We start from the raw sequence: 15,089 nt of genomic DNA on the forward strand, positions 1-15,089 counted from the left end.
CGTAGAGTGTTTTTATAAAGAAACATTATTGTTCAAGCTGACCATCCCCTATGGTGTTTTTATATGTTTTTCCAACTTATAAAAACAGGTAGCGATCTGCGGTAAACACCTCATTTAATGTTTATTTTTTTAAGATAAACAATTACTTGGTGTTACTAGAACTCAAAATGGTTACTGTGCACGCTGTACAAAACAACCATCCCCTTATCTGAAACGAATTGGAAGCTCACTTATTTGAAATGTTAATTGTCTTTGACAGACACCTCATCTCAAGTTTTAATGAATCGCTTCATTGAAGTAAGTTGTTTCCCCTTCGAATATTATGATAACCAATATGAAAAGTAATATACAAAAAAAATGATAAAAATTTGAAAACTATTTTTATCAACAACAATTTGTTAAAATAAAAAGATAATCCTGCTTAGGAAGGACGTTGAAAATGTCTTTATTAACGATTGAAAATCTTGTTGGCGGCTATACCAGAAACCCTGTTTTAAAAGATATTTCTTTTGAAGTAAATGAAAAAGAACTGGTCGGTCTGATTGGTTTAAATGGGGCAGGCAAAAGTACAACCATAAAACATATTATTGGATTAATGGAACCGCACAAAGGTGCAGTTAAAATAAAAGGACAAACCTTTACTGAAAATAAAGAAGCCTATCGAAATTTGTTTACGTTTGTTCCAGAAACCCCAGTTTTATATGAAGAATTGACACTTGAGGAGCACTTAAGACTTTCAGCGATGGCTTATGGCCTTAATGAAACCACCTATAAAGAGCGTGTTAATCCATTGCTGAAAGAATTTCGAATGGAAAAGCGTTTAAAGTGGTTTCCTGCCCATTTTTCTAAAGGTATGAAACAAAAAGTAATGATTATGTGCGCTTTTTTAATTCAGCCATCCTTATACATAGTAGATGAACCTTTTGTTGGACTGGATCCACTGGGGATTCAATCCTTGCTTGATTTAATGAAAAAGATGAAAGATAACGGAGCAGGCATCTTAATGTCTACTCATATTCTTGCGACAGCTGAAAAATATTGTGATCGATTTGTGATCTTGCATGAAGGGCAAATTCGGGCAAAAGGGACATTAGAAGAGTTGAGGGAGCAGTTCTCAATGCCTGCTGCTTCTTTAGATGATTTGTATATTCAATTAACAAAGGAAGAAAATTATGTTTGATGATAAAAAGCTTTGGAAGGAACGAGCAAGCAGTCGTGTTAAGGATTTAGGAAGGTATTTGCGCTATATTTTTAATGGACATCTTGTTGTTGTCTTATTGTTCTTAATTGGGACAGCTTCATTTTATTACCAACAGTGGATTGAAAATCTGCCTGCTGGCTTTCCTGTTGAAATAGTGATTGCAGTTGTTATTGGATTTTTGCTTACCTACAGCCCTGTTTACAATTTTCTGCTTGAGGCAGATCAGATATTTATCCTCCCCCTTGAGGATAAATTAAAAGGGCATTTCCTTCGTTCTGGGATTGCCAGCCTGGTTTTTCAGGGATACCTGCTGCTCATGGTTTTAGCTGTACTAATGCCAATGTATGCACATATTAGCAATCATGGGTTTCGATCATTTTTGCCTTTTTTTGTGATTCTTCTCTTTATAAAAGCATGGAATTTAGCAGCAAGCTGGCGGATTGATTATTTTGTCCAGTCAGCAGTCCATAGGTGGGACCTGATTGTTCGCTATTTTATTAATGCTACTTTTACTTTTTTGTTATTTAAACAGGCGAGCCTGTTTATGTTGTTAGCCATTGTGGTGGTTTGTGCACTATATTATCGCACTTTTTATGTTCAGACAAAGAACATGGGGCTTAAATGGGATAGACTAATTAACCAAGAAGAGAAAAGAATGGCTTCATTTTACCGACTTGCTAACATGTTTACCGATGTGCCTAAATTAAGGGATACTGTCAAAAGAAGAAAATGGCTGGATTTATTCCTTAACAGAATTTCATTCTCACGAGAAAATACATATCTTTATTTGTTTTCGAGAGCCTTTTTACGTTCATCCGATTATCTGGGACTCTTTATACGTTTAACTATCATTGGCGCTCTCGCGATTTATTTTATTTCTTTTGGTATGGGCCAAATTTTGCTCGGTATTTTATTCTTATATTTAACAGGTTTTCAACTGCTGCCGCTTTGGAATCATCATCAAAACAAACTATGGGTGGATTTATATCCAGTGGAAAGAAGATTTAAAACAGCAGCCTTTTCCAAATTATTAATGACCATCTTAACAATCCAAACGAGTATCTTTACTTTGTTTATTTTTGTAAAAGGTGAGTTAATGATCTCGGGCTTGAATTTATTGGCTGGCCTTGTATTTACCTTTATTTTTGTTTATTTTTACGCGAAAAATCGAATAAAAGCGTAATCTCCAAAATCCCCTTTTGCATAAAAGGGGATTTTTCCTGAAACTATTGGGCGGAAATTTCGTATATATGCATAAAATTATAGTGGAGGGGTGGCATATGAACGAGTATGAGTTAAAGGTGTATGAGGAGATCGAAGAGTGGAAGCGAAAATTAACTAGACGTTCGGGGATGATGAACCGAATATCGAAAAAAGCTCAAGGGAAAATTAATGAATTAATACCTGATAAAGTTCATGAGGTAATGACAGAAAGTATCAAAGCCATGGTCAAGGCCACTTTATTTGGATCGCAAATGATAACGAATAAGGACCAGGCACGAGGGTTAAGTTTAGCAGAAAGAGATGAATTGACCGTTAAAAAGATTGCTGCTTTTCAAAAGACAGCGATGATTGAAGGCGCAGGGACAGGGGCAGGTGGAATTCTGCTTGGGCTGGCTGACTTTCCTCTTCTCCTTTCGATAAAGATGAAATTTCTATTTGAAGCAGCTTCCATCTATGGTTTTAATACAAAGGAGTATGCTGAGAGACTATTTATCCTTCATGTTTTTCAACTAGCGTTTTCGAGTGAAGATATTCGTAAGAATACATTAGCTGAAATTGAAAATTGGGAAAAACGCAAGGAGACCCTCGTGGAAATGGATTGGCGTAAATTCCAGCAGGAGTATCGGGACTATATCGACCTTGCAAAAATGCTCCAGCTTGTGCCGGGAATTGGTGCGTTTGTCGGGGCATATGCCAATAACAACCTCCTTAAGCATCTAGGAGAAACAGCCATGAACGCCTATCGATTAAGATTGCTGCAAAAATCCCCTGACCCAATTTGAGGCCAGGGGATTTTCTTATTCGTTTCTATGGACGGTTATTGCTGCGACACCTAGTGTTTTAGCTGCAATTAACATTGCTTTTTCATCAATATCGAATTTAGGATGGTGATGTGGGTAGCCAATCTCGGAACTGGTAGGTTTCGCACCGGTAAAGAAGAACGTACCAGGCACGTATTGCAAATAATAAGCGAAATCTTCTCCGCCCATTTGCGGCTCAGTTTCTTCAATGTTTATTACTTCAGCTACTTGCTCTGCACAGGCTGTCAAAAATGCTGTTTCATTTGCATGATTGACTACTGCTGGATAGCCACGCTCATAACTAAAATGATAAGAACTTCCCGTCATAGCACACGTGCCTGAAATAATTCTGTCCATTTCATCTTCTATAAATTGGCGGACGTCATCATTGAAGGTACGAACAGTGCCAATAAGTTGGGCTTTGTCCGCGATAATGTTAAAGGCATTTTGAGCTGTGAAAGAGCCGACAGTGACAACAGCAGAATCAATCGGATTCACCCTTCGACTGACAATCTGCTGTAGATTTAAAACAAGCTGGGATGCTATAACGATAGCGTCCTGGGTTTTATGTGGCTGCGCACCGTGCCCGCCTTTACCTTGAATATCAATTTCAAATCGGTCTGCTGCCGCCATGATCGGCCCGGTTCGATATTGTATAGTTCCGGTAGGTTCACTTGCCCATAAATGAGTCCCAAAAATCACATCAACACCCTCTAAGCAGCCATCTTCAATCATTGAAATTGCACCACCTGGGGCGTATTCCTCTGCATGTTGATGGATAAAAACATAAGTGCCTTCTAATTCCTCTTTAAAGTCATTTAGTGTTTTTGCGAGTACTAGGAGTGTCGCTGTATGTCCATCATGGCCACAAGCGTGCATTACCCCTGGAACTAATGATTTATAGGGAACATCCTTCTCGTCCTGAATAGGAAGAGCATCAAAATCTGCCCGTAATGCCACGGTTTTACCTGGTTTTTTTCCATGAACCTTCGCAACAACACCATTTCCGCCAACATTACCCTTGACTTCTATTTGGAGTTTTTCATAAAATGATTGAATGTACTTTGCCGTATTATATTCTTGAAAAGATAATTCCGGATGCTGATGCAAATAACGGCGGATAGCAACCATTTCGTCATAGGAACTTTCAAGTGCAGTAAACAGTTTGTTTAACATATCTAATCCCCCAAACATTTCAGAAATGAAGAAAGTATTTTCAAACTATTTTAACACTTTTATATTATAAAGTAGATTTTTATATTCTTTTTAATTATACTTTTACTAGAATTTTTATTAGATGAGAAAGAAGAAAGGGTTTGGAGGATGGAACGAAAGAACAAAAAAAGTTTTTCCTATCTATTTATTATTTTTGCTGTTTTATGTGCAGTGTTTATATCCATAAAGGTCGCAATGAGCAGCCACTTTTGGATTGATGAAAAGGTTGCAGGGCTATTTTCATATGTACCTGATTCAGTCATTCCATTTTTTATCCAAGTAACAGAAATGGGAGATAAAAAAGGGATTGGGGTTGTAGCTTTACTTGCGCTTGCCTGGCTGTTATTAAGAAAGAGGAACTATGTTGGTGCCGCTGTCTTGGCTTTATCGGTTGCCATCGGAAATGAAGTAAGTAAATTAATAAAAGATCTTTTTGATCGCCCTAGGCCAGACCTTGAGCATCTTGTTGATGTGAAAAGTTATAGCTTCCCGAGCGGCCATGCCATGGTGGGGATAATTGTTTATTTTATGATTGCCTATCTTATCATGGAAGATGTAAAATCTAGAGCGGGAAAAATAATTATTGCCATGATTACTGCCATCTTACTTTTATTGATTGGTGCAAGCCGAATTATTTTACAAGTTCATTATCCTACGGACGTACTGGGCGGCTATGCATTTGGTTATCTCTGGGTAGTTATGTGGATTCTATTATACAACTATTTTAAGAAGCGAATAAACTAAGCAAAGAGGCTGGTCAGAGATCAGCCTCTTTGCTTGATTAAATGAGGAACATCGCAACAATGGTTGTAACAACAAGACCAATCACAACAGGCAGAAGGTTGCGTCTTGCTAGTTCAAAAGGGTCCACATTACAGATGGCTGCAGCTGGTATTAACGCCCAAGGTACGAGCGTACCTCCTCCTACCCATATTGCAGCAATTTGCCCAAGGGCTGTCAATGTGGCTGCACCTTTGCCGATGGCAACCGCAAAGAGGCTTGCTACCGACCCTGCAAGAGAGATTCCTGAAAAGCCTGAACCATCTAATCCAGTGATGGCCCCAACTGTAGTCAGGGTAATTGCCCCAACTTCTTTACTTAACGGTACGATACTTGCAAGGGACACACCTAAGTCATTAACAATTCCTTGCGATGCTTTAGGTAAAAAGTCGCCAATAATTTTCCCGAATCCGGCATCACCCAAGTAGAAGAATGCAGCAATTGGGATAACAGGTCCGAACACCTTAAAACCGAATTGGAATCCTTCAATTAGATACTGGGTTGTTTTCTCTAAGCCCTTATTTTTATGGCTGGTTAATGCAATTAACAGGAGAATTAATATGGAGGTACCACCGATTAAAGCGGTTGCATCTCCACCAGCTAAATCAAGGACTGACATAGCGGCAACGTCCGCTGCAAATAATAGTGGTACTAAAAAAGCAAAGAAACGTTTTTTCCCAATTGATAAAAGCGCAGGGTGATCGGTGGTGGTTCCTTCAGTTGGATGATCCTCGCTGGCGGAGGTTGTAGTAGTGAGTACACCGCGCTTCATATCTCTTCTCAAGAAGTAGAAGGCAGCAACGGTTGTAACTAGCCCCATGATAAACACTAACGGAATACTGGCATTAATGACATCTTGAATGGGAATACCAGCTGCATCGGAGGTTAGCTTGGGAGCAGCTTGAATGACGAAGTCACCGGATAAAGCGATTCCATGACCAAACAAGTTCATTGCCATGGCAACGCCAAGAGCAGGAAGTCCGGCACGAATCGCAACAGGGAGAAGAACGGCCCCTAATAATGCAACAGCAGGAGAAGGCCAGAAAAACCAGGAGATTACCATCATTAGAATCCCAATAGTCCAATACGCTAGAGTTGGGTTTCGTATCAGCTTACGAAAAGGAGAAATCATCACATCATTTATTCCTGTTATCGTTAATGTATTGCTCATCGCAACAATAATGGAAATAACAAGAATAGTAGATAATAATTCCGTAATGGCATAACTGAAACTGTTGAAAATACTACTAATTGAATGACTTAACGAACCTGTTGCTGTAATAGCAATTAGGAAAATACCGACAATACATACAATCGACGTGTCCCTTCTCATGACCATAAATCCAATAATAAGGACAATAAACGTCACATAGATCCAATGAAGAGCAGTAAGCTCGACAATCATATCATTCCCTCCTTTCAATCACCCAGGGGGCTATAGCCCTGTTGGATGTAATACAGAATATGAAAATTGCCCTAAGTGGTGAGAGGAAAAAGTGAAAAAATATTGTATGCGGCCTGCCGGATTTAACAATTTTTAAAACGTAAAAACGACTTTTTTTTGACAGTTAATATCGTTAGCTATACACAAATAGGATAAATAGTTATAGTAAATACAGTTTAGAATGAATCAGTAAGTTTTAAATTCATGCTATATATATTAAAATGGACAACAGACACGTCTTTGAAAGGTGGACTATAGTAATGACAAGACCGATGAATGAAACATTTTTAAAAGCAGCAAGAGGCGAGAAAACAGATCATGTACCTGTATGGTATATGCGTCAAGCAGGGAGATCACAGCCAGAGTATAGAGCAATTAAAGAAAAGTACTCTCTTTTTGAAATAACCCACCAGCCTGAGTTATGTGCGTATGTAACGCGCTTGCCTGTTGAGCAATATAACGTTGATGCAGCGATTTTATATAAAGATATCATGACACCTCTTCCTGCGATTGGAATGGAAGTAGAAATAAAGGGAGGAATTGGGCCAGTAATAGACAATCCCATTCGTTCTTTAGCAGATGTGGAAAAACTAGGTGAAATTAATCCAGAAGAAGACGTTCCTTACGTGTTAGACACCATTAAATTATTAACTCAGGAGCAGTTATCTGTGCCATTAATAGGTTTTTCGGGTGCACCTTTTACACTTGCAAGTTATATGATCGAAGGCGGTCCTTCTAAAAACTATAATAAGACTAAAGCTTTTATGTACACGGATCCAAAGGCCTGGTTTGCATTAATGGACAAACTTGGCGATATGATTATTACATACGTAAAGTCGCAAATTAAAGCCGGTGCAAGGGCAATCCAGATTTTTGATTCATGGGTCGGAGCGTTAAATGTGGAGGATTATCGTTACTTCATTAAGCCTATTATGAACCGGATCTTTTCTTCATTAAAAGAGGAAAATGTTCCGTTAATTATGTTCGGTGTGGGTGCGAGTCATCTTGCATTAGAATGGAATGACCTTCCCCTTAATGTGGTTGGGTTGGATTGGCGTTTACCAATTCACCAAGCGCGGGAAATGGGTATTGATAAAACGGTTCAAGGTAACCTCGATCCAGCTATTTTGTTAGCCCCATGGGAAGTAATTGAAGAAAGAGCAAAAGCTATTTTAGACCAAGGAATGGCACGGGATGGTTATATCTTTAATTTAGGTCATGGTGTATTCCCTTCTGTAAATCCAGAAACCTTAAAGAAATTAACTTCATTTGTCCATGAGTATTCAGCATCCAAAATTAAGTCGTTAAATTCCCATCATAAGTTTTAAAATTGGTAAGGAGTCCAATTTTTTGGCACAATAAGATGGGTACTTTAAAAGGGGTCATTAAGGGCTTCAGAGCTTTTAATGACCTATCTCAAACGTTTTTGATTGGGGAAAGCGAACAGATTTAATAAACGAGGTGCGAACATGACAAAAAAGAAAATGGGGTTGCTGGTAATGGCTTATGGTACCCCATATACATTAGATGATTTAGAAGGATACTATACACACATTCGACATGGCCGGAAGCCCACTCCAGAAATGATCGAAGAACTTCGAAGCAGGTATGAGGCCATTGGAGGGATTTCCCCTTTAGCTAAGATTACCCTTATGCAAGCTGAAAAGCTCGAGGAACATTTAAATAGTGTTCAACAGGACATAGAATTCAAAATGTATCTTGGTTTAAAACACATTACCCCCTTTATTGAAGATGCAGTGAAACAAATGCATAATGACGGAATCGAAGAAGCTATTAGTATCGTTCTTGCTCCTCATTATTCAACTTTCAGCATAAAATCATATAATGGAAGAGCCATAGAAGAAGCAGAAAAATTAGGCGGTAAGCTAAAAATTAGAGCCATAGACAGCTGGTATCAGGAACCAAAGTTTATTGATTATTGGGTTGACAAGGTAAAGGAAGTATTTGCAGGAATGCCCCAAGATGAGAAGGATCAATCTGTTCTGATTGTTTCCGCACATAGTCTGCCTGAAAAGATTCTCCAGTTCGGCGATCCTTACCCCAGCCAACTTCAAGAAACTGCAGACCTCATAGCACAACAGGCAGGAATAAAAAATTATGTGGTAGGGTGGCAAAGTGCTGGGCAAACTCCAGAACCATGGCTTGGCCCAGATGTTCAGGATTTAACTAGGGATTTATACAATGACCATCATTATAAAGCATTTGTATATGCACCAGTAGGGTTTGTATGTGAACACCTTGAAGTGTTGTATGATAATGATTTTGAATGTAGAAAAGTGACGGAAGAATTAGGTGCAAGTTATTATCGCCCGGAAATGCCTAATGCTAAGGAAGAGTTTATTGATGCATTATCGACCGTCGTCCTTAAATTGACTGCAGAATAAGCTTCAAAATGTGTGTTGAAGGAAGGTGACCACCGTGACGGAAGAAAAACAAAAAATTATTATCATTGGGGGAGGGATTGCTGGGCTTACCTCAGCTTTCTATCTTCAAAAAGCGATTCAGGAAGAGAATCTCCCTTTTGAGTTAAAACTTATCGAAGCATCCCATCGTCTCGGCGGCAAAATGCAAACCGTTATCAGGGATGGCTTTACAATTGAGAGAGGGCCGGATTCGTTTTTAGCCCGGAAATTGAGTATAAGCAGGCTTGCAAAGGAAGTAGGAATGGAAGACCAATTAGTCCATAATTCCACAGGTAAATCATACGTTTTAGTTAATGAGAAACTTCATTCTATGCCCGGTGGTTCGATTATGGGAATCCCAACCGAAGTTGGACCTTTTCTCACAACTGGTCTTTTTTCTATTCCCGGTAAATTAAGAGCAGCAGCGGATTTCATTCTACCAAGGTCTGAAAGTGGAAAAGACCAATCCTTAGGTGAATTCTTCAGGAGAAGACTTGGAGATGAAGTTGTTGAAAACTTAATTGAACCGTTATTGTCTGGAATTTATGCGGGGGATATTGATCAATTAAGCCTCATGTCTACTTTCCCACAGTTTTATGAAGTAGAACAGAAATACAGAAGCCTGATCATTGGAATGAAAAAATCCACTCCTTCCCAACCGAAAACGCCTGTTAATAAGGAAAAAGCAAAAGGTGCCTTCTTAACCTTTAAAACAGGATTACAATCGTTCGCTGAAGCCATAGAAGCAAAAATAGATCCCAAAACCATTTTAAAGGGTCATCGTGTTGATAAAATTACTAAGCACGGCAATAAATATGATGTATATCTCAACAATGGAGAAACATTAGTGGCAGATAGCATTATAGCAGCGACTCCTCATAAGATAACACAGTCGATGTTTGCGGATTATCACTTTTTTGATCCATTTAAAGCAGTCCCTTCGACATCAGTAGCCACCGTGGCTTTAGCTTTTCCTGAAGAAGCTGTGAAAAATGATATTGATGGAACTGGGTTCGTCGTTTCTAGAAACAGTGATTATTCAATTACTGCTTGTACTTGGACACACAAAAAGTGGGCACATTCAACACCAAAAGGTAAAGTACTTTTACGTTGTTATGTGGGGCGAGCAGGAGAAGAAACCATCGTCGACCTCTCTGATGATCGAATTATCAAGATTGTCTTGGATGATTTGAAAAAGACCATGGATATCACAATGAATCCTGATTTTTCAATTATCTCACGTTGGCAAAATTCAATGCCTCAATATACCGTTGGCCATAAACAGCGTTTAACGGACATCTTAGAGGATATGAATGCTGAACTGCCTGGGGTATTTTTAGCAGGTGCTTCATATGGCGGTGTTGGACTCCCAGATTGCATTGATCAAGGTGAGGCAGCCGTCAAAAATGTATTAAATTATTTAAAAAAAGAAAATTCCTAAACCGAAGCTGTACATTGCTGGCAGCTTCTTTTTTCTGCTTGCATTCGGTTCAAAGATTTAAGGCTATTCTATCAAGTGGTGACATTTATTTTCGGCTGGTTTTTGTTTTATAATGAAGTGATATGGTTTTTGAGCATTGAAGGATTATACATTATGAAGTGGAGGCGTTATTTTGAAACTTACGATTATCGGTTATTGGGGTGGATATCCTAAGCAGAATGAAGCAAGTTCTGGTTATCTGCTTGAACATGATGGGTTTCAATTACTAATGGATTGTGGAAGCGGGGTACTTTCTAAAATACAAAATGTTACCAAGCCTGAGGAACTAGATGCGGTAGTCCTTTCGCATTACCATCCTGACCATATCGCAGATATTGGCGTCTTACAGCATGCAAGATTAATCCAAGGATTTTTAGGAAAGAAGACCCAAACATTGCCTCTATATGGTCATGAGTTGGATCAATATGAATTTAGCAAATTAACCTATAAAGATATAACAAAAGGAGTTGCCTATAATCCTAGTGAGGTTCTCACCATCGGTCCATTTCATGTTTCTTTTCTTAGAACAGATCACCCGGCCCCGTGCTATGCGATGAGAATAGAAGCAGATGGAAAAGCAATTGTCTATACTGGTGATAGTTCGTATAAAGAGGAGTTTATTGAGTTCAGTCGCAATGCTGATTTACTGCTTTGTGAATGTAACTTTTATGGACATCAAAATGGAAAATCAGCTGGACACATGAACAGTATTGACGCTGGAAGGTTTGCACAAAAAGCAGAAGTGAAGCAATTAATTTTAACACATTTGCCTCACTATGGGTCATTACCTCAGTTAATTACTGAAGCATCAAGTGAGTTTACAGGTATAATTAGGCTTGCAGAAGAGTTTCAATCTATTTCAATATAAGAAGGGGCCGTCAACTATGTTATTTATTGATAATAAAGGAATCACTGATCCACAGATAAATTTGGCAATTGAGGAGTACGCTCTGAAAAATCTTGATATTAATGAAACGTATCTATTATTTTACATAAATGAACCATCGATTATTATTGGTAAGAACCAGAATACAATAGAAGAAATTAATACAGAGTATGTGGAAGGTAACGGCATTAAAGTTGTCCGCAGGCTCTCAGGCGGCGGTGCGGTCTATCATGATCTTGGTAATTTAAACTTTAGTTTTATCACTAAGGATGACGGGGAAAGTTTTCATAACTTCCGTAAATTTACTGAACCGGTTGTGACTGCATTAAAAAAATTAGGGGTAAACGCAGAATTAAGCGGCAGAAATGACATCGAGGTTGGAGGCAGAAAGATTTCTGGAAATGCTCAATTTTCAACCAAGGGTAGAATGTTTAGCCATGGGACGTTAATGCTAAATTCAGAAATAGATAATGTCGTCTCAGCGTTAAAAGTGAAAAAAGATAAAATTGAGTCCAAAGGAATTAAATCTGTCCGAAGCCGGGTTGCTAATATTTCTGAGTTTCTTGACGAAAAGATGGAAATTGGTGAATTCAGATCCTTACTGTTAAAGAATATTTTTGAGGGGCAAGAAGAAATTCCAGAATATATTCTTACGGAAGAGGATTGGGAAAAAATTCACCAACTTTCAAAAGAACGCTACCAAAACTGGGACTGGAACTATGGAAGATCGCCTAAATTTAATTTACAACATTCTCACCGCTTTCCTGTAGGCAGTATTGATGTTCGGTTAGAGGTCAATAAAGGCGTCATTGAAAATTGTAAAATTTATGGCGACTTTTTTGGTGTGGGTGATGTAAGTGAAATTGAGGAGAAGTTAACGGGGACGCGGTATGAAAAAAATGAAATCGAAAAGGCACTTGCAGAAATTGACACAACCCATTACTTTGGAAATATTGCAAAGGAAGATTTTTTAAATTTATTATATTAAGAGGCGGGGCACAGCGTTTTCAAATGCTGTACCATTTTTTTATCTGAATTTCCAAGTATTATACTTGAATAGGTTCTTTTCTTTTAATATAATATGTTTAGAAAATTGCTACTATTTTGTGAATGAATATTCATTCAACTAAGGGGGAGAAATATGAATCTTTTATCAAAGTTTGAAGAATCAGCGAAGAACTTTGCTGCTAAGCCAGCCTATTATTTTATGAACCAAACATGTACTTATGCTGAATTAGATGGTGCAATTACTAAATTTGCATCCGGTTTAGAAAAATTAGGGGTAAAACAAGGAGATCATATTGCTTTATTGTTGGGGAACTCGCCGCACTTTGTAATAAGCCTATACGGGGCATTACGATTGGGGGCAACTGTTATTCCCGTGAATCCCATATATACTGCCGATGAGATTGGCTACATATTAAATAATGGTGACGTTAAAGCAGTTATCGGGCTTGATCTGGCGATCCCATTAGTTGAAAAAATCCACACTTCCCTTTCCAAAATAGAGCACTATATTATTTGTGAAACGACACCAACTAGCAATGTAGAATTGAAGATTGAGAACCTATCATGCTCTTCAAAAATGAAACCGTTTTCAATGGTGATTGATGCTGGAGACTTAACCTTTAAAGGACCTGAGCTCCAAGACGATGATACTGCTGTCATTCTTTATACATCCGGTACTACAGGCCAACCAAAGGGTGCAATGTTAACCCATAAAAATTTATATAGTAATGCTAAAGATGTTAGTGAGTATTTAAAAATGAATTCCGAAGATAAGGTAGTAACGGTTCTTCCTATGTTCCATGTTTTCTGTTTGACCGTTGCCTTAAATGCACCATTATTGAGCGGGGCAACGCTATTAATAGCCGCAAAATTTAGTCCAAAAGAAATTTTTGAACTAGTTAAAGAAAATAAAGCTACTGTCTTTGCGGGTGTCCCAACCATGTATAATTTCCTTCTTCAATATCCTGATGGAAATCCTGAAGACTTAAAATCTTTGCGCCTATGTATTTCAGGAGGGGCTTCCTTACCTGTAGCCCTATTAAAGAATTTTGAACAAAAATTTAGTGTTTTCATTTCTGAAGGCTATGGGTTGTCTGAGGCTTCTCCTGTTACTTGCTTTAATCCGCTTGACCGCCCGCGTAAGCCAGGGTCAATCGGGACATCCATCCTCCGTGTTGAAAATAAAATCCTGAATGAACTTGGTGAAGAAGTCGCTATTGGCGAGGTAGGAGAATTGGTTGTAAGAGGTCCTAATGTCATGAAGGGGTACTATAAAATGCCTGAAGAAACAGCAGCAGCGATTAGAAATGGCTGGCTTCATACCGGGGATCTTGCCAGAATGGATGAAGACGGGTATTTTTATATTGTCGATCGGAAAAAGGATCTCATCCTAGTGGGCGGCTATAATGTCTATCCTCGTGAAGTGGAAGAGGTTATTTATAACCATTCGGATATTGTCGAGGTGGCTGTTCTCGGCGTTCCAGACCCAAATCTTGGGGAAGCTGTAAAAGCTTTTGTGGTCAGCAAGAATCCTGAGCTAACAACTGAACAATTACTTGATTATTGTAAGGAGCGTTTAGCAAAATACAAAATTCCATCTTCGATTGAATTCATTGAAGAACTTCCAAAGAATACAACCGGGAAAATCTTAAGACGGGCACTAAAGACACAAGTAGCCCAAACTGTCAGTAACTAGTATTTATTTTGGAAGGCAGGTTGTGTTAACCTGCCTTTTTAAGGGGGAGTATGGTGGAGTCAATTTTATTGGAATTTAAAAATCATGTGGCAGTTGTCACAATTAATCGGGCCGATTCTCTAAATGCGTTTAATTATGAAACCTTACTGGTCTTACAGAAAAAGGTCGAAGAAATTCGAATAAATCCAGAAGTTCGGGCTGTTCTTTTTATTGGTGCCGGAGAAAAGGCATTTAGTGTGGGGGCTGACTTAAAGGAACGAAAAACATTAACGGATGAACAAGTGAAGCGAAATCTTTATAAAATTAATGAAGTTTTTACAGCGATTGATAGTCTGCCCCAACCGACTATTGCCGCGATAAATGGGTTTGCATTTGGTGGAGGAATGGAGTTAGCTTTGGCTTGTGATTTCCGCTTTGCAGCTAAAGAAGCACTAATGGGGTTAACGGAAACGAGTCTTGCCATCATTCCTGGTGCAGGGGGGACACAACGTCTACCGCGCTTGATTGGTCAGGCGAAGGCTTTGGAACTCATTTTAACGGCACGGCGCTTGTCCGCTGATGAGGCTTTTATCTATGGACTGCTGACAAAAGTTGTGGAGCGGAAAGAATTAATGACAGAATGTTTAGCTTTTTGTTCGCAATTATTAGCAAATGGCCCAATTGCCGTGCAACAGGCCAAGTTTGCCATAAAGAATGGGATGAATACGGACCTAAACACAGGATTACAAATTGAACGAAAAGCCTACGAAGTAACACTCCCAACAGAAGATCGAATCGAAGCATTGCAGGCTTTCTCTGAAAAAAGAATGCCCGCCTTTAAAGGGAAATAACGAAACATGGTGCTTCCGCGCCATGTCAGACTGTAGACAAACTCGAAAAAAACGAGCTTGCCTACAGTTTTTTTGTTGTAAAATAGTAGTAATAAAATCTTG

Annotated in this window: 13 protein-coding genes; 11 read left to right on the plus strand and 2 right to left on the minus strand. The window is 38.8% G+C overall.

The features are described 5' to 3' along the window. The first annotated feature begins 439 nt into the window (after window positions 1-439). The 3 genes from FS608_RS22600 to FS608_RS22610 all read left to right on the plus strand — a co-directional run bounded on the left by FS608_RS22600 (window position 440) and on the right by FS608_RS22610 (window position 3,207). Window positions 440-1,180 carry an ABC transporter ATP-binding protein gene (locus FS608_RS22600; protein ID WP_144554821.1) on the plus strand — a complete coding sequence of 247 codons (741 nt, stop codon included), beginning with the start codon at window positions 440-442 and terminating at the stop codon, window positions 1,178-1,180. After that, entirely contained in the window at window positions 1,173-2,384 is a 1,212-nt protein-coding gene (locus FS608_RS22605) for an ABC transporter permease (protein ID WP_144554822.1), read from the plus strand. Before FS608_RS22600 ends, FS608_RS22605 begins: the two co-directional genes overlap by 8 nt. A gap of 97 nt (window positions 2,385-2,481) precedes the next feature. Beyond that, window positions 2,482-3,207, plus strand: coding sequence for an EcsC family protein (locus FS608_RS22610; RefSeq protein ID WP_144554823.1), 726 nt, complete (start codon window positions 2,482-2,484; stop codon window positions 3,205-3,207). A 15-nt stretch (window positions 3,208-3,222) separates the two neighbouring features. Here the strand turns inward: FS608_RS22610 and FS608_RS22615 are convergent, their stop codons facing one another. After that, a complete protein-coding gene (locus tag FS608_RS22615) occupies window positions 3,223-4,401 on the minus strand; it encodes a M20 family metallopeptidase (RefSeq protein WP_144554824.1) in 1,179 nt (392 codons plus the stop codon). Between the two features lie 147 nt (window positions 4,402-4,548). Here FS608_RS22615 and FS608_RS22620 point away from each other — a divergent pair, with 147 nt between their 5' ends. Then, window positions 4,549-5,184 carry a phosphatase PAP2 family protein gene (locus FS608_RS22620; RefSeq protein ID WP_144554825.1) on the plus strand — a complete coding sequence of 212 codons (636 nt, stop codon included), beginning with the start codon at window positions 4,549-4,551 and terminating at the stop codon, window positions 5,182-5,184. 37 nt (window positions 5,185-5,221) lie between these two features. Here the strand turns inward: FS608_RS22620 and FS608_RS22625 are convergent, their stop codons facing one another. Continuing rightward, on the minus strand, window positions 5,222-6,625 hold the full coding sequence (locus tag FS608_RS22625; protein ID WP_144554826.1) for a hypothetical protein: 1,404 nt from the start codon (window positions 6,623-6,625) through the stop codon (window positions 5,222-5,224). 299 nt (window positions 6,626-6,924) lie between these two features. Between FS608_RS22625 and hemE the strand changes: the two genes are divergently transcribed. The 7 genes from hemE (at window position 6,925) to FS608_RS22660 (ending at window position 14,987) form a co-directional block, all read left to right on the plus strand. After that, window positions 6,925-7,992 carry a uroporphyrinogen decarboxylase gene (gene hemE, locus FS608_RS22630; protein ID WP_144554827.1) on the plus strand — a complete coding sequence of 356 codons (1,068 nt, stop codon included), beginning with the start codon at window positions 6,925-6,927 and terminating at the stop codon, window positions 7,990-7,992. A gap of 141 nt (window positions 7,993-8,133) precedes the next feature. Then, window positions 8,134-9,069: a ferrochelatase gene (gene hemH / locus FS608_RS22635; RefSeq protein ID WP_144554828.1), complete on the plus strand. Its 936-nt coding sequence runs from the start codon at window positions 8,134-8,136 to the stop codon at window positions 9,067-9,069. A gap of 34 nt (window positions 9,070-9,103) precedes the next feature. Continuing rightward, entirely contained in the window at window positions 9,104-10,528 is a 1,425-nt protein-coding gene (gene hemY, locus FS608_RS22640) for a protoporphyrinogen oxidase (protein ID WP_144554829.1), read from the plus strand. A gap of 172 nt (window positions 10,529-10,700) precedes the next feature. Continuing rightward, window positions 10,701-11,435, plus strand: a complete 735-nt coding sequence (locus tag FS608_RS22645; RefSeq protein ID WP_144554830.1) for an MBL fold metallo-hydrolase — start codon at window positions 10,701-10,703, stop codon at window positions 11,433-11,435. Between the two features lie 16 nt (window positions 11,436-11,451). Beyond that, window positions 11,452-12,441: a lipoate--protein ligase gene (lplA, locus tag FS608_RS22650; RefSeq protein WP_144554831.1), complete on the plus strand. Its 990-nt coding sequence runs from the start codon at window positions 11,452-11,454 to the stop codon at window positions 12,439-12,441. Between the two features lie 153 nt (window positions 12,442-12,594). After that, window positions 12,595-14,157 carry a fatty acid--CoA ligase family protein gene (locus FS608_RS22655; RefSeq protein ID WP_144554832.1) on the plus strand — a complete coding sequence of 521 codons (1,563 nt, stop codon included), beginning with the start codon at window positions 12,595-12,597 and terminating at the stop codon, window positions 14,155-14,157. A 53-nt stretch (window positions 14,158-14,210) separates the two neighbouring features. Then, window positions 14,211-14,987, plus strand: a complete 777-nt coding sequence (locus FS608_RS22660; protein ID WP_144554833.1) for an enoyl-CoA hydratase-related protein — start codon at window positions 14,211-14,213, stop codon at window positions 14,985-14,987. Window positions 14,988-15,089: the final 102 nt, after the last annotated feature.

Source organism: Bacillus sp. X1(2014) (assembly GCF_007678255.1).